The sequence below is a fragment of the Streptomyces sp. NPDC102514 genome, assembly GCF_055584525.1.
The window spans coordinates 245,072-261,899 of sequence record NZ_JBVJLW010000014.1 but is presented as its reverse complement, the minus strand read 5'-3'; the positions used below and the strand labels follow the sequence as shown (position 1 = coordinate 261,899).

The 16,828-nt window shown below is 71.4% G+C and carries 15 protein-coding genes; 12 read left to right on the top strand and 3 right to left on the bottom strand.

Annotated features, from left to right (window positions below; translation table 11 throughout):
• Positions 1 to 176 precede the first annotated feature (176 nt).
• The 5 genes from ACZ60E_RS31865 (at position 177) to ACZ60E_RS31845 (ending at position 6,542) form a co-directional block, all read left to right on the top strand.
• A complete protein-coding gene (locus tag ACZ60E_RS31865; RefSeq protein ID WP_384814801.1) occupies positions 177 to 707 on the top strand; it encodes a hypothetical protein in 531 nt (176 codons plus the stop codon).
• A gap of 80 nt (positions 708 to 787) precedes the next feature.
• Positions 788 to 4,057 (top strand): S41 family peptidase, encoded by a 3,270-nt coding sequence (locus tag ACZ60E_RS31860; protein WP_469444911.1) that lies wholly within the window; start codon positions 788 to 790, stop codon positions 4,055 to 4,057.
• A gap of 134 nt (positions 4,058 to 4,191) precedes the next feature.
• Positions 4,192 to 4,545 (top strand): histidine triad nucleotide-binding protein, encoded by a 354-nt coding sequence (locus tag ACZ60E_RS31855; protein WP_384814796.1) that lies wholly within the window; start codon positions 4,192 to 4,194, stop codon positions 4,543 to 4,545.
• Between the two features lie 30 nt (positions 4,546 to 4,575).
• A complete protein-coding gene (locus ACZ60E_RS31850; protein ID WP_469444908.1) occupies positions 4,576 to 5,481 on the top strand; it encodes a ribonuclease Z in 906 nt (301 codons plus the stop codon).
• A gap of 20 nt (positions 5,482 to 5,501) precedes the next feature.
• Positions 5,502 to 6,542 (top strand): adenosine deaminase, encoded by a 1,041-nt coding sequence (locus ACZ60E_RS31845; RefSeq protein ID WP_469444907.1) that lies wholly within the window; start codon positions 5,502 to 5,504, stop codon positions 6,540 to 6,542.
• A gap of 17 nt (positions 6,543 to 6,559) precedes the next feature.
• Here ACZ60E_RS31845 and ACZ60E_RS31840 read toward each other — a convergent pair whose 3' ends face one another.
• A complete protein-coding gene (locus ACZ60E_RS31840) occupies positions 6,560 to 7,891 on the bottom strand; it encodes an MFS transporter (protein ID WP_469444905.1) in 1,332 nt (443 codons plus the stop codon).
• 333 nt (positions 7,892 to 8,224) lie between these two features.
• Between ACZ60E_RS31840 and ACZ60E_RS31835 the strand changes: the two genes are divergently transcribed.
• From ACZ60E_RS31835 to ACZ60E_RS31810, 6 genes are all read left to right on the top strand, one after another.
• Positions 8,225 to 9,334, top strand: a complete 1,110-nt coding sequence (locus tag ACZ60E_RS31835) for a carbohydrate kinase family protein (protein ID WP_469444903.1) — start codon at positions 8,225 to 8,227, stop codon at positions 9,332 to 9,334.
• A gap of 213 nt (positions 9,335 to 9,547) precedes the next feature.
• Positions 9,548 to 11,686 carry a PhoH family protein gene (locus tag ACZ60E_RS31830; protein WP_469444901.1) on the top strand — a complete coding sequence of 713 codons (2,139 nt, stop codon included), beginning with the start codon at positions 9,548 to 9,550 and terminating at the stop codon, positions 11,684 to 11,686.
• Between the two features lie 12 nt (positions 11,687 to 11,698).
• Positions 11,699 to 12,196, top strand: a complete 498-nt coding sequence (gene ybeY, locus ACZ60E_RS31825) for an rRNA maturation RNase YbeY (RefSeq protein WP_210882729.1) — start codon at positions 11,699 to 11,701, stop codon at positions 12,194 to 12,196.
• Positions 12,193 to 13,506, top strand: a complete 1,314-nt coding sequence (locus tag ACZ60E_RS31820; protein WP_469444899.1) for a hemolysin family protein — start codon at positions 12,193 to 12,195, stop codon at positions 13,504 to 13,506. The genes ybeY and ACZ60E_RS31820 overlap by 4 nt, the downstream gene beginning before the upstream one ends.
• Positions 13,503 to 13,862, top strand: coding sequence for an MmcQ/YjbR family DNA-binding protein (locus ACZ60E_RS31815; RefSeq protein WP_469444897.1), 360 nt, complete (start codon positions 13,503 to 13,505; stop codon positions 13,860 to 13,862). The genes ACZ60E_RS31820 and ACZ60E_RS31815 overlap by 4 nt, the downstream gene beginning before the upstream one ends.
• 33 nt (positions 13,863 to 13,895) lie before the next feature.
• Positions 13,896 to 14,258, top strand: coding sequence for a cytidine deaminase (locus tag ACZ60E_RS31810; protein ID WP_384814776.1), 363 nt, complete (start codon positions 13,896 to 13,898; stop codon positions 14,256 to 14,258).
• A 102-nt stretch (positions 14,259 to 14,360) separates the two neighbouring features.
• Here ACZ60E_RS31810 and ACZ60E_RS31805 read toward each other — a convergent pair whose 3' ends face one another.
• Together ACZ60E_RS31805 and ACZ60E_RS31800 are read right to left on the bottom strand one after the other, a co-directional pair.
• Complete coding sequence (locus ACZ60E_RS31805) at positions 14,361 to 14,771, bottom strand: ester cyclase (protein WP_384814773.1); 411 nt, start codon at positions 14,769 to 14,771, stop codon at positions 14,361 to 14,363.
• Between the two features lie 37 nt (positions 14,772 to 14,808).
• Positions 14,809 to 15,549, bottom strand: coding sequence for an SDR family NAD(P)-dependent oxidoreductase (locus ACZ60E_RS31800; RefSeq protein ID WP_385838685.1), 741 nt, complete (start codon positions 15,547 to 15,549; stop codon positions 14,809 to 14,811).
• Between the two features lie 720 nt (positions 15,550 to 16,269).
• On the opposite strand from ACZ60E_RS31800, the gene ACZ60E_RS31795 reads away from it, so the two are divergent.
• A complete protein-coding gene (locus ACZ60E_RS31795; protein WP_384814769.1) occupies positions 16,270 to 16,743 on the top strand; it encodes a hypothetical protein in 474 nt (157 codons plus the stop codon).
• Positions 16,744 to 16,828 lie beyond the last annotated feature (85 nt).

The window sequence follows — 16,828 nt, the reverse complement described above, 5'->3', positions numbered from 1 at the left end:
CTGAACCCCCGCGCCGTCAGGCGCTCAGGGGCGCGGGGAACTGCGCGGCCAGCCCTCGTCGGCCCGCAGTCGGCAGTGAGTCGTGCCGCGGGGGTTCGGGGGCCGCGTCCCCGGGAGGGTGAGCGTGGCCGCATGGGGGCTACCGCGGGGGCGTCAGTGGTGGCACGCTGCCGTGCATGGGGGCACTGAGGCGTATACGGCACCGCGGCCCGGCGATCGCACTGACCGCCGTCTCGGCCGTGTTCGCGCTGGTCGCGTGTGAACCGGGCGACGGCCTGAACACCGCGGCCGTCGCGATCACCACCGACCAGAAGGGCACGAGCGAGCTGGAGAAGCGGGGCATCGACGTGCAGTGGCTCACCTGCACCGCCTCGTACGGCGACAAGGGCGAACCCACTCCCTCGGCGAGCGTCCACAGCGTGGCGTCCGTCGACTGCACGGGCGAGACCAAGGACGGCCAGGACATCAGCATCAAGGGCCAGGTGACCCAGGAGGTCAACGGCACCTGCGTACGCGGCGATCTCACCGCGACGGTGGGCGGCAAGGAGGTGTTCCGGCTGAACGTCCTCGGCAATTGCCAGGCGAATACACCGCCCGCCAACAACCCGACGACCCCGCCGCCCGACCAGCCGGGGGCGACCGTCACCGTCACCCGGACCGTGACCGTGTATCCGAACCCGAGTTGCTCCTGCATCTCGGGAAAGTGATCAATGCGACGAAGCGGCCGGCCCGGGGAAGTGATCGAAAGCTCTGGTCGCGGCCGGGGACGGCTGCATAGGGTGATCGGGTGACACAGCCTGCATCCGCCGCATCCGCATCCGCCGCATCCGCCGCGACCTCCGCGTATCTCCGGTATCCGCACCTGCACGGTGAGTTGATCGCCTTCACCGCCGAGGACGACGTCTGGGTGGCGCCGCTCGACGGCGGCCGTGCCTGGCGGGTCAGTGCCGACAACGTTCCCGTGAACCATCCACGGATCTCCCCGGACGGCGCGACCGTCGCCTGGACCTCGACCAGCGACGGCGCCCCCGAGGTGCACATCGCCCCCGTCGACGGAGGCCCCGCCAAACGCCTCACGTACTGGGGCAGTTGGAAGACCCAGGTGCGCGGCTGGACACCCGAGGGCCAGGTGCTCGCGCTCAGCACGCAGGGCCAGGCCAGCCTGCGCCGCAGCTGGGCCCGCGCGATCCCGCTCGACGGCGGACCCGCGACGACCCTCCCGTACGGGCCCGTCGGCGATGTGGCCCACGGCCCCGGCGGCACCGTACTGCTGTCAGCGCCCATGGGCCGCGAGGCCGCCTGGTGGAAGCGCTACCGGGGCGGCACGGCGGGCAAGCTGTGGATCGACCGGGCGAGCGACGGGGAGGGGGAGCGCGGCGAGTTCGTACGGCTGCACGCCGACCTCGACGGGAACCTCGAATACCCCTCGTGGGTCGGGGAGCGGGTCGTCTTCCTCTCCGACCACGAAGGCGTGGGAGCCGTGTACTCGTCCCTCGCCGACGGGTCGGACCTGCGGCGGCACACCGGGATCGAGGGCTTCTACGCCCGGCACGCCTCCACCGACGGGACCCGCGTCGTGTACGCGTCCGCCGGTGAGCTGTGGATCCTCGACGACCTCGACGGGGCCGAGCCGCGCCGGCTCGACATCCGGCTCGGCGGACAGCGCGTCGACCTGCAGCCCCATCCCGTGAACGCCGCCCGCTGGTTCGGCGCCGCCGCGCCCGACCACACCGGACGCGGCAGCGCGGTCGCCGTGCGCGGAGCCGTCCACTGGGTCACCCACCGCTCGGGACCCGCCCGCGCGCTCGCCGCCGAACAGGGCGTACGGGCCAGGCTGCCCCGCACCTTCCGCGCCGACGGCGAGGAACACGTGGTGTGGGCGACCGACGCGGAGGGCGACGACGCCCTGGAGTTCGCCCCGGCGACCGGCGTGGCACCCGGCGCGACCCCGCGCAGGCTCGCCGCCGGACAGCTCGGCCGCGTCCTCGGACTCGCGATGGCACCCGACGGCAGCCGGGCCGCGGTCGCCTCGCACGACGGTCGTGTCCTGCTCGTCGAACGCGAGACCGGCGAGGTCCGCGAGGTCGACCGCAGCGAGGACGGCGAGGTCTCCGGGCTCGTCTTCTCACCCGACTCGGCCTGGCTGGCCTGGTCGCACCCCGGCCCGCGCCCGCTGCGCCAGCTCAAGCTCGCCAACACCGCCGACCTGTCGGTGACCGAGGCGACACCGCTGCGATTCCGCGACTACGCGCCCGCGTTCACCCTCGACGGGAAGCATCTGGCCTTCCTGTCCGCACGGTCCTTCGACCCCGTCTACGACGAGCACGTCTTCGACCTCGCCTTCGTCGGGGGCTCCCGGCCGCACCTCATCACTCTCGCCGCCACCACCCCCTCGCCCTTCGGACCCCAGCGGCACGGACGGCCCTTCGAGGCCCCCGACAAGGACGAGACCCCCGACAGCGAGGGCTCCCCGGCCACCCGGATCGATCTCGAAGGGCTCGGCGACCGCATCGTGCCGTTCCCCGTCGAGGCCGCCCGCTACACCGGGCTGCGCGCCGCCAAGGACGGGCTGCTGTGGCTGCGGCACCCCGTGCGCGGTGTACTGGGCGCCTCCCGTGCCACCCCCGACGACCCGGACCCCAAGACCGACCTGGAGCGTTACGACCTCGCCCAGCAGCGCATCGAGCACCTCGCCTCGGACGCCGACGGCTTCATGGTCACCGGCGACGGCAAGCGGATCCTCCTCTGGACCGACAGCAAACTGAAGGTCGTACCGAGCGACCGGCGCGCCTCGAACGACGACGAGAGCGACACCAACATCACCGTCGACCTGTCGCGCATCCGCCAGAGCGTCGACCCGGCCGCCGAGTGGCGCCAGATGTACGACGAGACCGGCCGCCTCATGCGCGACAACTTCTGGCGGCCCGACCTGGGCGGCACCGACTGGGACGGCGTACTGGACCGCTACCGGCCCGTCCTCGAACGGGTCGCCACCCACGACGACCTGGTCGACCTCCTCTGGGAGGTGCAGGGCGAACTCGGCACCTCGCACGCGTACGTCATGCCGCGCGGCGGATTCGGGCACGGCGATCGGCAGGGGCTGCTCGGCGCCGACATCTCCCGCCACGACGACGGTCCGCAGGGGGCGCCCCTGTGGCGTATCGACCGCATCCTGCCGTCGGAGACCTCCGACCCCGACGCGCAGTCGCCGCTCGCCGCACCCGGGGTCGCGGTCCGCGCGGGCGACGCGATCGTGGCCGTCTCCGGGCAGCCCGTCGACCCGGTCGCGGGACCCTGGCCGCTGCTCGTCGGCACGGCCGGCAAGCCCGTCGAGCTGACCGTCTCCCCGGCGGGCGGCGGTGATCCGCGGCACGCGGTGGTCGTGCCGATGTCCGACGAGGAGCCGCTGCGCTACCACGCGTGGGTCGCCGACCGGCGTGCCTACGTGCACGAGAAGTCCGGCGGACGGCTCGGCTATCTGCACGTGCCCGACATGCAGGCGCCGGGTTGGGCGCAGATCCACCGCGATCTGCGGATCGAGGTGGCGCGGGAGGGGCTCGTCGTGGACGTCCGCGAGAACCGTGGCGGGCACACCTCGCAGCTCGTCGTCGAGAAGCTCGCCCGGCGGATCGTCGGCTGGGACCTCGCGCGCGGGATGCGGCCGACGAGTTACCCCGAGGACGCGCCTCGCGGGCCCGTCGTGGCCGTCGCCAACGAGTTCTCCGGGTCGGACGGGGACATCGTGAACGCGGCGATCAAGGCGCTGGGGATCGGGCCCGTCGTGGGCACGCGCACGTGGGGCGGGGTCGTCGGGATCGACAGCCGGTACCGGCTGGTCGACGGGACGCTCGTCACCCAGCCCAAGTACGCGTTCTGGCTCGAGGGATACGAGTGGGGGGTGGAGAACCATGGCGTCGACCCTGACGTCGAGGTCGTCCAGGCTCCTCAGGATTACGCCGCCGGGCGTGATGCCCAGCTTGACGAGGCCGTCCGGATCGCGCTGGCGGCGCTCGCCGACAACCCGTCGAAGGTGGCTCCGGAGTTGCCGGGGGCGTGACGGGTGGTCGTCGGGTGCGGGTGCGTGGGGGCCGGCCGCGCATTTCCCCGCGCCCCTGATGGGGCGCCCCTTACGGGGCACCCTCCCTCGGTACCATGCCGGGGCATCGATCAACTCAGGCCGAGGAGGCTGTGATGGCAGGGGAACCGCAGGACGACTGTCTGTTCTGCAAGATCGTCGGGGGGAAGATTCCGGCGACCGTCGTGCGCGAGACCGGGACGACGCTGGCCTTCCGCGACATAAATCCGCAGGCGCCCACCCACATCCTGGTGATCCCGAAGGTCCATCACCCGGACGCCGCCTCCCTCGCCGCCGCCGAACCGGCGATCCTCGCCGACGTCGTGCGCGAGGCCGGCGAGGTCGCCGCCGAGGAGAAGCTCGACAGCTACCGTCTCGTCTTCAACACGGGGAGTGGAGCCGGGCAGACCGTCTTCCACGCGCACGCCCACGTACTGGGCGGTCGCGGTCTGCAGTGGCCCCCCGGATAGTCGGACAGCGAAGAAGCCGGATAACTCGACGTGTCCGTACGTGAATTGGTGGTCCTCGGGACCGCCAGCCAGGTTCCCACCCGGCACCGCAACCACAACGGCTATCTGCTGCGCTGGGACGGCGAGGGCATCCTCTTCGATCCCGGCGAGGGCACGCAGCGGCAGATGCTGCGGGCCGGGGTGGCCGCGCACGACCTGCACCGGATCTGCGTCACGCACTTCCACGGCGACCACTCGCTGGGTCTGGCCGGGGTGATCCAGCGGATCAACCTCGACCGGGTGCCGCACGGGATCAGCGCGCACTACCCGCGCTCCGGGCAGAAGTTCTTCGACCGGCTGCGGTACGCGACCGCCTACCGCGAGACGGTCGCGCTCACCGAGGCCCCGGTGGACGCCGACGGGGTGCTCGCCACCTCGACGGCGTACACGCTGGAGGCCCGGAAGCTGTCGCATCCCGTCGAGTCGTACGGCTACCGGCTCGTCGAGCCCGACGGGCGGCGGATGCTGGGCGACCGGCTCGCCGCGCACGGGATCAAGGGCCCGGACGTGGGGCGGATCCAGCGGGAGGGGGTCCTCGGGGACGTCCTGCTGGACGACGTCAGTGAGGTGCGGCGCGGCCAGCGGTTCGCGTTCGTCATGGACACCCGGCTGTGCGACGGCGTGTACGCGCTCGCCGAGGGCTGCGACCTGCTCGTCATCGAGTCGACCTTCCTGGACGAGGACGTGCGGCTCGCCGTCGATCACGGGCACCTGACCGCCGGGCAGGCGGCCACCGTGGCGCGGGACGCGGGCGTACGGCATCTGGTGCTCGCGCACTTCAGTCAGCGGTACTCCGATCCGGCGGAGTTCGAGCGGCAGGCGCGGGCCGCCGGGTTCGAGGGGGAGCTGACCGTGGCGCACGATCTGCTGAGAGTGCCGGTTCCGAAGCGTCGGTGAAACACCCGTACCATGCTTCGATGCCCCTCCCCAAAGCTGAACTGCACCTGCACATCGAAGGCACGCTGGAGCCCGAGCTGGCTTTCGCCCTGGCGGCCCGCAACGGGATCACGCTCCCGTACGCGGACACGGACGAGCTGCGCAAGGCGTACGAGTTCGCCGATCTGCAGTCGTTCCTGAACCTGTACTACGGGCTCATGGCCGTGCTGCGGACCGAGGACGACTTCGCGGACCTCGCCGACGCGTATCTCGCGCGCGCCGCCGCCCAGGGAGTGCGGCACGCGGAGATCTTCTTCGATCCGCAGGCGCACCTCGCGCGGGGCGTCGGCATCGGGACGGTGGTGGAAGGGCTCGGGAGGGCGCTCGACCGATGGGGGTCCCCCCGCTCGAGCGAAGCCGAGAGCGGGGGAGAGGCCGCGCACGGCATCTCCACCCAGCTGATCATGTGCTTCCTGCGCGACGAGTCCGCCGGGTCCGCGCTGGAGACCCTGGAGGCCGCGAAGCCGTACCTGGCGCCGCACGGCCCGATCGTCGGCGTCGGACTCGACTCCGCCGAGGTCGGGCACCCGCCGGCGAAGTTCCGCGAGGTGTACGAGGCCGCCGCCGCGCTCGGCCTGCGACGGGTCGCGCACGCGGGCGAGGAGGGGCCGCCCGCGTACGTCACCGAGGCGCTCGACGTGCTCGGGGTCGAGCGGATCGACCACGGACTGCGCTGCATGGAGGACCCGGAACTGGTGGCCCGGCTGGTGCGGGAGCAGGTGCCGCTGACGCTGTGCCCCCTGTCCAACGTACGGCTGAGGGCCGTCGACGTGCTGGCGGAGCACCCGCTGCCCGCGATGCTCGACGCGGGACTGCTGTGCACGGTCAACTCCGACGATCCCGCGTACTTCGGCGGGTACGCCGGGGACAACTTCGACGCCGTGCGGGAGGCCCTCGGGCTCGCCCCCGAGCGGCTGCGTGAGCTGGCCCGGAACTCGTTCACCGCGTCGTTCCTCGAACACGACGAGGAACGACGGGCCCGGTACCTCGCCGAGGTGGAGGCGTACGAGTTCGGGGCCTGACCGTGGTGGGTGGTCGTTCAGGGCGCGGGTGCCGACGGTGACGTGCCCGAGTTCTGGGGGCCCGCCGTGTCGAACTCCTGCCGCGCGGGCTGCGGGTGGTCCACGGTGATCTCCACCACCGGCTGCTCCACGGGGTGCTGTACCTGTTGCGCCGGCTGCTCCGCGGGGCCACCGCGCAGGACCGGTTCCGGGCCCCGGAGCACCGGGCCGCCCGTGGTGCGTACGGCCACCGCGGCCAGTGGTACGGCCAGCAGGAGCAGGGCCGTCGCGAGGACCCAGCCCATCGCGGGATAGCCCGCCGCGGCCGACAGCAGGCTGCCCGCCAGGGGGCCGCACGCCGTGCCGAGCGAGGACGCCGAGCCCGCCAGAACGGCCCAGCGGCCGTGCGGGTCGAGCGACGCGGCCAGGCTGATCAGGTAGGAGAGGACCACCGGGTAGAGGGCGTTCCAGGCGATCTCGCCCACGGCGAAGCTCGTCAGACCGTCCGCGCCCGCGCTGACCACGATGCAGACCGCGATCAGGACGGTGCCCGCGCCGACGGGCAGCGTCCGGCCGATCCGGGGTCCGAGCGCACCCGCGCACAGCACGCCGAGCAGGCCCGCCCCGAGCGCCGCCGCGAAGACCACCCCGACCGTCGCCTCGCCCAGGCCCGCCTGCCGGGTCCCGATGTGGCTGCTGACGCCCCAGAGGGAGTTCTGGGCCAGGGACCAGCAGAGCATGGCCGCGGCGAGCACCAGGCCGGGCCGGCGGTACGGCAGCGGGGGCGGAGGCGTCGCAGCGGGGCGGTGCGCGGTCGCCCGGACCGCACCGGAGCCGGTGGGCAGCTGGGCCGTCGCGGGCCATACGAGGGCCGCGGTGAGCGCGACCGCCGCAAGGGGCAGACCGTGGCCCGGGCCCAGGTGGGGGACCGTCAGATAGACGGTCGCCGCGAGGGCGGAGACGCTCAGCAGACCGAGGGTCGTGGTGCGGTGGGGGTCCCGCCGGGCGGCCGTGCCGGCCGCGGCGACCGTGGTGGCCGTACCGGAGCCGAGACCGCCGACGAGCGCGCCGGCGATGACGACGGGCACGCTGGTCGACAGCGCGGCCGTGCCGTAGCCGAGCACGGCGAGCAGCAGACCCGCGCGGGCCAGCCGCCGGGCGCCCAGCCGGTGGATCCGGGATGCGAGGGCGAAACCCGCCGCGGCCGAGCTGAGCAGCAGCAGACTGCCGACGGCACCGGCCTGGGTGGCGGAGAGGGGGAGGGCCGCGTCGAGTCTGCCGACGGTGGTGGGCAGCAGGTACGGGGCCAGATAGCCCGCCGTGAAAAGGGCGACGAGGGGCCAGGACGGAGCGGTGGTGCGGGCGGACACGGGCGTTCCCTGGGCGTGCGGACGGAAAGGGGGGCCAAGCGAAGGGGAGTTGGTGCGGCCGTCGACGGACAGGAACGCGCGGGCAATTTGTATCAAGCGGAAGGGTGGATTCGATAAGGGAGAAGGTGTGATCTGGACCACTTGTTGTTTGGGAGATGGCGGCCCGGGTAGCAGAGCGCGATTTCGACCCGTCCTGAGCCTGAACCGGAGCCCGGACGAGAGCGGGAACCGGCCTGTTGCCGACGGGACGCGAGGGCCCGGCGTGACCCTCCCCGCCCTGAAGAGCGTTTGGTGCACACTGGCCTGAATCCGCACCACTCAGGGGAGCGCACCGTGACCGCGTCCAACGGGAAGGGACCGTACCGACAGGCCCAGTTCGACCCACTCGCCGAACTGCGCCGCTCCGACGACCCGCCCTGGGACGTCTACCTCACCGGCACCGTCTTCCTCGACATCATCTTCACCGGACTCGACTCCGCCCCCGTCCGCGGGACCGAGTCCTGGGCCCGCGGCATGGGGTCCAGCCCCGGCGGCGTCGCGAACATGGCGACCGCGCTGGCCAGGCTCGGCCTGAAGACCTCGCTCGCGGCGGCCTTCGGGGACGACCACTACGGGGAGTACTGCTGGGACGCCCTGGAACAGGGCGAACGCATCGACCTCTCCGCGTCCCGCACCGCGCCCGGCTGGCACTCCCCGGTGACCGTCTCGATGGCGTACGAGGGCGAGCGGACCATGGTCAGCCACGGCCACGAACCGCCTCCCGAGGAGCCCGCGCCCGACTGCTCGCCCCGCGCGCGGGCGGCCGTCGCCTCGCTGACGCCGGGCACGAGCGCGCACTGGATCGCCGGGGCGGCACAGCGGGGCACCCGGATCTTCGCCGACGTGGGCTGGGACGACACCGGCCGCTGGGACCTCGCCGGGCTCGCCGACCTGCGGCACTGCGAGGCGTTCCTGCCGAACGCCGAGGAGGCCATGCGGTACACCGGCGCCTCATGTCCCCGCGCCGCCGCGCACGCGCTCACCGAGCACGTACCGCTCGCCGTCGTCACGCTGGGTGCCGAGGGCGCGTACGCCGTGGACCGCAGGACCGGTGAGACCGCGGAGGTTCCGGCCATCGAGGTCGAGGCGATGGATCCGACCGGTGCGGGGGACGTCTTCGTGGCGGGGTTCGTGACGGGCACGCTGGCCGGCTGGCCGCTCGCCGACCGGCTCGCCTTCGCGGGACTCACCGCGGCGCTGTCGGTCCAGGAGTTCGGCGGCTCGCTGTCCGCGCCCGGCTGGTCGGAGATCGCCGCCTGGTGGCGCCGCGTGCAGTCCTACGACCATCAGGACCCCGCGGCGCTCGGCCGGTACGCCTTCCTGGAACCGCTGCTTCCGGAGAGCGCCCGGGCCTGGCCCCTGAGACGGGCCGTACCGACGATCGGATTCCGCAGATCCGCGTGAGACCGGATGCGGGCGGCCGGACGGGGGGCAGGGGACGCGAGACGGAGGACCGGGGGACGGGGGTCGGCACCCGGGGCCGCCCCTGGTGCCACAGGTGCGGCGGAAAAGTCCTACGGTGTTGTCGGTGCCCCGACGTACTCTTGGAGACACAAGGCTGCCGTACCGGCAAGCGTGCCTCACCGAGGAGGATGAGCAGGCCTACAGAGCCGGCCCATGACGCAGACACCCACAGCTCACAGCCCCGCGCAGGGGCAGTCACGAGCCCAGTTCACCGTCCCCGCGGCGCACCCCATGGTGACCGTGCTGGGATCGGGCGACGTCCTCCTGCGCGTGATCGAGAAGGCCTTCCCGGCGGCCGACATCCACGTCCGGGGCAATGAGATCAGCGCCATCGGCGACGCCCGTGAAGTGGCCCTCGTCCAGCGACTGTTCGACGAGATGATGCTGGTGCTCCGCACCGGACAGCCGATGACGGAGGACGCGGTGGAACGCTCGATCGCCATGCTGCGGGCGACTGAGAACGGGGAGGGCGACGGCCCGGAGACCCCGGCCGAGGTCCTCACCCAGAACATCCTGTCCTCGCGCGGACGCACCATCCGCCCCAAGACGCTCAACCAGAAGCGGTACGTCGACGCCATAGACAAGCACACCATCGTCTTCGGCATCGGCCCCGCCGGTACGGGCAAGACCTACCTCGCCATGGCCAAGGCCGTCCAGGCCCTCCAGGCCAAGCAGGTCAGCCGCATCATCCTGACCCGCCCGGCGGTCGAGGCGGGAGAGCGGCTCGGCTTCCTGCCCGGCACGCTCTACGACAAGATCGACCCCTACCTGCGCCCGCTCTACGACGCCCTGCACGACATGCTCGACCCGGACTCGATCCCGCGCCTGATGGCGGCGGGCACGATCGAGGTCGCACCGCTGGCGTACATGCGGGGCCGCGCCCAGCCGGTCTTCACCAATGTCCTGACGCCGGACGGCTGGCGCCCCATCGGTGACCTTGAGGTCGGCGACCTGGTCATCGGCTCGAACGGCGAGCCGACTCCGGTCCTCGGCGTCTACCCGCAGGGTGAGAAGGACATCTACCGCGTCACCGCCCAGGACGGCTCGTGGACCCTGTGCTGTGGTGAGCACCTGTGGACCGTCCGGACCGCGTCGGACAGGCGCCGCGACAAGCCGTGGCGGGTGTTGGAGACGAAGGAGATGATCGGCAACCTTCGCGCCGCGCATGCCCGGCGGTACGAGTTGCCCATGCTCACCGCGCCGGTTTCGTTCCCCGAGCGCGAGATCCCCATGGATCCGTACGCCTTGGGACTTCTCCTGGGCGACGGCTGCCTGACGGGCTCCACCACTCCTTCCTTCGCCACGGAGGACCCTGAGCTGGCGGAAGCGCTGGAAGCCGCCCTTCCGGGTGTGGTGCTGCGCCACCGTGGTGGACCCGACTACGTCCTCAACCGGATCAAGAGCCCCGGTGACGTGATCACGCTTGAGAATCCGGTCACCCGGATCCTGCGTGAGTTGGACCTGCTGCGGAGTCGTTCGCACTCCAAGTTCGTCCCTGACGATTACCTGCACAACTCTGCCGGCGTACGGCTGGCGGTCCTGCAAGGTCTGCTCGATTCGGACGGCGGTCCGGTCGTCCAGACCGATCGCACGTGCCGGATCCAGTACTCCACGACATCGATCCTGCTCCGCGACGACGTCATCGCTCTGGTGCAGTCGTTGGGCGGTGTCGCGTACACCCGCCGTCGTGCCGCTGAGGGGCGGGCGCCCGGCAGGGCCAACGGTCGTGATGTCGTCCACAACCGTGACTCCCACATCGTCGACATCCGGCTCCCCGAAGGCATCGAACCCTTCCGCCTCGCCCGCAAGCGCGACAAGTACCTGGCGGCCGGAGGAGGCGGACGGCCGATGCGCTTCATCGACAGCATCGAACCCGCGGGCCGTGAGGAAGCGGTCTGCATCCAGGTCGCGGCGGAGGACTCGTTGTACGTGACGCAGGACTACCTGCTCACGCACAACACGCTCAACGACGCCTTCATCATTCTGGACGAGGCGCAGAACACCAGCGCCGAGCAGATGAAGATGTTCCTCACCCGGCTCGGTTTCGATTCGAAGATCGTGGTCACGGGTGATGTGACGCAGGTCGACCTGCCGAGCGGCACCAAGTCCGGTCTGCGTCAGGTCCAGGACATCCTGGAGGGCCTCGACGACGTCCACTTCTCGCGGCTCACGACCCAGGACGTCGTCCGGCACAAGCTGGTCGGCCGTATCGTCGACGCGTACGAGAAGTACGACAGCCAGAACGGCACGGAGAACGGCACCCACAAGGGCGCCCGTACCAAACGGAAGTAGACCAGCGCGACCATGTCGATCGACGTCAACAACGAGTCCGGGACCGAGGTCGACGAGCAGGCGATCCTCGACATCGCCCGCTACGCCCTCGCGCGGATGCGCATCCACCCGCTCTCCGAGCTCTCGGTGATCGTCGTGGACACCGACGCCATGGAGCAGCTGCACATCCAGTGGATGGACCTGCCGGGCCCCACGGACGTCATGTCGTTCCCGATGGACGAGCTCCGGCCGCCCGCGAAGGACGACGAGGAGCCGCCGCAGGGGCTGCTCGGTGACATCGTGCTGTGCCCGGAGGTCGCCGAGCAGCAGGGCAAGGACGCCGAGACGCAGCACTCCATGGACGAGGAACTCCAGCTCCTCACCGTCCACGGAGTGCTGCACCTGCTCGGGTACGACCACGAGGAGCCCGACGAGAAGGCCGAGATGTTCGGTCTGCAGGCCGCCATCGTGGACGGCTGGCGTGCGGAGAAGGGCCTCGAAGGCCCCTCCCCGGCCCCGACCGTCTCATGAGCCCGCAACTGGTCCTGGGCGCCATCGCCCTGGTCGTGATCGCCTGGCTCGCCGCCTGCGCGGAGGCCGGCCTCGCCCGCGTCTCCAGCTTCCGCGCCGAGGAGGCGGTACGGTCCGGCCGCCGCGGCAGCGCCAAGCTCGCCCAGGTCGCCGCCGACCCGACCCGCTATCTGAACGTGGCCCTGCTGGTGCGCGTCGCGTGCGAGATGGCGTCCGCCGCCCTCGTCACGTACGCCTGCCTGAAGGAGTTCACCGAGACCTGGCAGGCGCTGGCCGTCGCCATCGGCGTGATGGTCCTCGTCTCGTACGTCGCCGTCGGGGTCTCGCCGCGCACCATCGGCCGCCAGCACCCCCTGAACACGGCGACGGCGGCGGCGTACGTGCTGCTGCCCCTGGCCCGGATCATGGGACCGGTCCCGCCGCTGCTCATCCTCATCGGCAACGCGCTCACGCCCGGCAAGGGCTTCCGGCGCGGACCCTTCGCCTCCGAGGCCGAGCTGCGCGCGATGGTCGACCTGGCGGAGAAGGAGTCGCTCATCGAGGACGAGGAGCGCCGCATGGTGCACTCCGTCTTCGAACTGGGCGACACGCTGGTCCGGGAGGTCATGGTCCCGCGCACCGACCTGGTGGTCATCGAGCGGTACAAGACCATCCGGCAGGCGCTGACCCTCGCCCTGCGCTCCGGGTTCTCGCGGGTGCCCGTCACCGGGGAGAGCGAGGACGACATCGTCGGGATCGTGTACCTGAAGGACCTGGCCCGCAAGACGCACATCAGCCGGGACGCGGAGAGCGAGCTGGTGTCCACGGCCATGCGGCCCGCCGCGTTCGTCCCGGACACGAAGAACGCCGGTGACCTGCTGCGCGAGATGCAGCAGGACCGCAATCACGTCGCCGTCGTCATCGACGAGTACGGCGGCACGGCCGGCATCGTCACCATCGAGGACATCCTTGAGGAGATCGTCGGCGAGATCACCGACGAGTACGACCGTGAGCTGCCGCCCGTGCAGGACCTCGGCGACGACCGCTACCGGGTGACCGCCCGGCTCGACATCGGTGACCTCGGCGAGCTGTACGGCTTCGAGGCGTACGACGACGAGGACGTGGAGACGGTCGGCGGGCTCCTCGCGAAGGCGCTCGGCCGCGTGCCCATCGCCGGCGCGTCCTCGGTCGTCGAACTGCCCGACGGCCGCGAGCTGCTGCTGACGGCCGAGGCGTCGGCGGGACGCCGGAACAAGATCGTCACGGTGCTGGTCGAGCCGGTCGTTCCGGCCGACGCCGGTGCCGACGCCCCGGAGGAGAAGCCGGAGTGACCCCGAAGGAGCTGCGCGCGCTCTGTCTGTCCTTCAACGCCGCCGTGGAGGAGTTCCCCTTCAACCCGGAGACCTCCGTCTTCAAGGTGCTGGGGAAGATGTTCGCGCTCAGCTCCCTGGAGGGCAGTCCGCTCACCGTCAACCTGAAGTGCGACCCCGAGGACGCGGTGCGGCTGCGCGGGGAGCACGAAGGGCTGATCGTTCCGGGCTGGCACATGAACAAGCGCCACTGGAACACGGTGACCGTGGACGGCCCGCTGCCCGCGCGGCTGGTCCGGGAGCTGGTCGAGGACTCGTACGACCTGGTGGTGGCGGGGTTGCCGCGGGCGGAGCGGTTGCGGCTCGACCGGCCCTGAGCTGCCGTGCGACGCCCTACGTATGCTCTGGGCATGACCGACAGCACCGCGCTCGAACCCGAGGACCGCAAGATCGTCACCCTGGCCCGTGCGGCCCGGGCCCGCAACGGGGTGCCCGAGGGGGCTGCCGTACGGGACGACAACGGCCGTACGTATGTGGCGGGCACCGTCGCACTGCCCTCCCTGCGGCTGAGCGCGCTGCGGACCGCGGTGGCGATGGCCGTGGCGTCCGGGGCGACGTCCCTGGAGGCGGCGGCGGTTGTGGTGGGCGAGGGGGAGTCCGCGTCCCTGACGGACGACGACCTCGCGGCGGTGCGGGATCTCGGCGGTGCGGCTACGCCGGTGTTCGTCGCGGGGGCGGACGGGGTGGTGCGGTCCGTGGTGACCGCGGGTTGAAGGTTTTCGCCTGCGGGCCCGGTGGGGGCTGGTCGCGCAGTTCCCCGCGCCCCTGGGTATCTGGGGGCGCGGGGAACGGCTCAATCTTTTGCCGTGGTGGGGTCAGGGGGTCAGTTGTTGTTGGACCGCCTGGGCGTCCATCAGGTAGTTCATCTCGTAGAACCTGCCGTCACGCACCTTGTGGAAGGCGAACTCCGCGTACTCCACCGTGGCGCCGGTCGGCTGCACGCCGAACCATTCCTTCGCGGGCGTACCCCTGTTGAACAGCCGGGACGCCACCCGGTCACCGTCGACGGCCAGGTCCTCGACCCGCCAGGTGAAGTCCGGGACCGCGTCGGTGTGTTCCGTCTGGGCCGCGATGACATCGTCCCGCGTGACCGGCCGGCCGTTCATGAGGACTTCGTCGTGGACGAACTCGGTCATGCGGTGGAACTCGTGCGCGTTGAGCGCGTCGATGTAGCGCTGGAAGAAGTCGCGCAGTTCGGTGTCGGACATGGCTGGCACAGCTGACATGGCTGCCTCTCGGTCATCCGGATCGGGGGGTGTTCGGTCAGATCTGGTTCATGCCGCCGTCGACGTAGAGATTCGCGCCGTAGACGAAGCTGCTGTCCGACGAGGCGAGGAAGGCCACCGCGGAGGCGATCTCGTCCGGGTCCGCGAACCGCTTCGGGGGCAGCCCGGCCGCGACGGTCTCCAGCATCTCCTTGGCGCGGTCACCGAAAGCCGCGTCCCACATCGCGGTGTTCACCGGGCCCGGTGAGATCGCGTTGACCCGGACACCCCGGCTGCCGAGCTCGTCGGCCCAGGCGCGGGCGTACGCCCGGACGGCCGCCTTCGACGCGCCGTAGGCGCTCATGCCCGCGCCGCCTCCTTCGGCGGCGGTGGAGGAGGTGAGGATCACCGAGGCGCCGTCGTTGAGCAGCGGGAGGGCCTTCTGCACGGTGAGGAAGGTGCCCTTGACGTTGATGTCGAAGATCGCGTCATGGGTGGCCTCGGTGAGTTCGTCCAAGGTGGCGATGTGGTTGATGCCGGCGTTGGCGAACAGCACGTCCAGGCCCTGTCCGTGCTCCCGTACGCGCTCGTACAGGCGGTCCACGTCGGCCGCGACGCTGACGTCGCCGGGGACCGCGGTGGCGTTGCCGATGGTGGCGACGGCCTTCTCCAGTTCGGTCCTGCGGCGGCCGGTGATGAAGACGTGCGCGCCTTCGGTTGCGAGTCGTCTTGCGGTCGCCAGGCCGATTCCGGTGCTGCCGCCGGTGACGACTGCGGTCTTGCCCTCAAGCTTCCCCATGGCTTTGACCTTCCCAAAGTTCGGTACCGATCGATACTGAAGAGGACTGTAGCACCTTCTGCACCGACCAGTACGGAAAGGTGGCGTGCGGCCGTTGGGGGTTCCGCCTGCGGGCCCGGTGGGGGCTGGTCGCGCAGTTCCCCGCGCCCCTGAAAGCCAAAAGACTGCGCAGTTCCCCGCGCCCCTCGGAGCGGGGCTGCGCCCCAGCTCTCGGCCGCGCGTGTGCGACGGCGAGTGGGGTGGTCGTTTTTAGGGGCGCGGGGAACTGCGCAATCTTTGAGGCGCGGCGTGCGACGGCGGGTGAGGTGGTCGTTTTTAGGGGTGCGGGGAACTGCGCAGTCCGTGAGGCGCGGCGGGCGGCGGCGGGTGAGGTGGTCGTTTTTTGGGGGCGCGGGGAACGGCGCAGTCTTTGAGGTGCGGCGGGCGGCGGCGAGTGGGGTGGTCGTTTTTTGGGGGCGCGGGGAACGGCGCAGTCTTTGAGGTGCGGCGGGCGGCGGCGGGCGGCCGGCCCGCCAGGGGTGTGGGGGCGGAGCCCCCGTGGGGAGCGCCGCTCAGGGCGGAAGAATCACCACCGTTTCTCTTGCAATCGTGAGGCGCTCGCGCCTCAATAGACGCCAGCTCTTCCGACGGACCGTCAGATCCGCGTCGGCAGCCAGTCGTCGGCGAAGCGCCCGTCGGCCGTCCCCACACGGCAATTCCCGTACTAGGGAAGGAAAACCAATGATCAGTAAGCGACTCGGAATCGGTGCGGCGTTAGCCGCCGGCACCCTCGCCGCCGGCCTCGCGCTCGCCCCGGGCGCCGCGGCCGTGGCACCCCAGACCGCCACGATCGTCGCGGACTGCGGTATCTACGGCGGTGGTGAGGCCACCCTCACGGCCACCCAGAGCGGCACCGCCGCCACCCTCACCGTCAGTTCCTCCGAGATCACCACCCCGCTCGCGCTCTCCGCGGACTCGGTCTCCTCCACCCTCACCCTGGCGAAGGCGGGCGGCGGCACGACCGTCTTCGCCGGCACCGAGAACCCCGCGATCCCCGCCGGTGGCGGCGTCACGGTCGGCCCGCTGCCCGGTACCGTCGCGGCGGGCGACAGCCTGGAGGCCTTCGGTGGCTCCCTGAAGATGACGGTCTTCGGGATCACCATCACCTGTACGGCGGACGGGCCGCAGTCGCCCGGTCCGTTCGTGTTCGAGTGAGCACCGGAACGTAGGCGCGTCAGGCGCACAGTCCCCCCACGGGCAGTGGCCCGGTACGGACCGGTGCCGCCCTGCGCGCGGCGGC

Excerpts from the sequence above, each read along its gene's own strand:
- ACZ60E_RS31865 (WP_384814801.1), top strand. The coding sequence starts at position 177 with ATGGGGGCACTGAGGCGTATACGGCACCGCGGCCCGGCGATCGCACTG.
- ACZ60E_RS31855 (WP_384814796.1), top strand. The coding sequence starts at position 4,192 with ATGGCAGGGGAACCGCAGGACGACTGTCTGTTCTGCAAGATCGTCGGG.
- ACZ60E_RS31845 (WP_469444907.1), top strand. The coding sequence starts at position 5,502 with ATGCCCCTCCCCAAAGCTGAACTGCACCTGCACATCGAAGGCACGCTG.
- ACZ60E_RS31830 (WP_469444901.1), top strand. The coding sequence starts at position 9,548 with ATGACGCAGACACCCACAGCTCACAGCCCCGCGCAGGGGCAGTCACGA.
- ybeY (WP_210882729.1), top strand. The coding sequence starts at position 11,699 with ATGTCGATCGACGTCAACAACGAGTCCGGGACCGAGGTCGACGAGCAG.
- ACZ60E_RS31820 (WP_469444899.1), top strand. The coding sequence starts at position 12,193 with ATGAGCCCGCAACTGGTCCTGGGCGCCATCGCCCTGGTCGTGATCGCC.
- ACZ60E_RS31810 (WP_384814776.1), top strand. The coding sequence starts at position 13,896 with ATGACCGACAGCACCGCGCTCGAACCCGAGGACCGCAAGATCGTCACC.
- ACZ60E_RS31805 (WP_384814773.1), bottom strand. The coding sequence starts at position 14,771 with ATGTCAGCTGTGCCAGCCATGTCCGACACCGAACTGCGCGACTTCTTC.
- ACZ60E_RS31800 (WP_385838685.1), bottom strand. The coding sequence starts at position 15,549 with ATGGGGAAGCTTGAGGGCAAGACCGCAGTCGTCACCGGCGGCAGCACC.
- ACZ60E_RS31795 (WP_384814769.1), top strand. The coding sequence starts at position 16,270 with ATGATCAGTAAGCGACTCGGAATCGGTGCGGCGTTAGCCGCCGGCACC.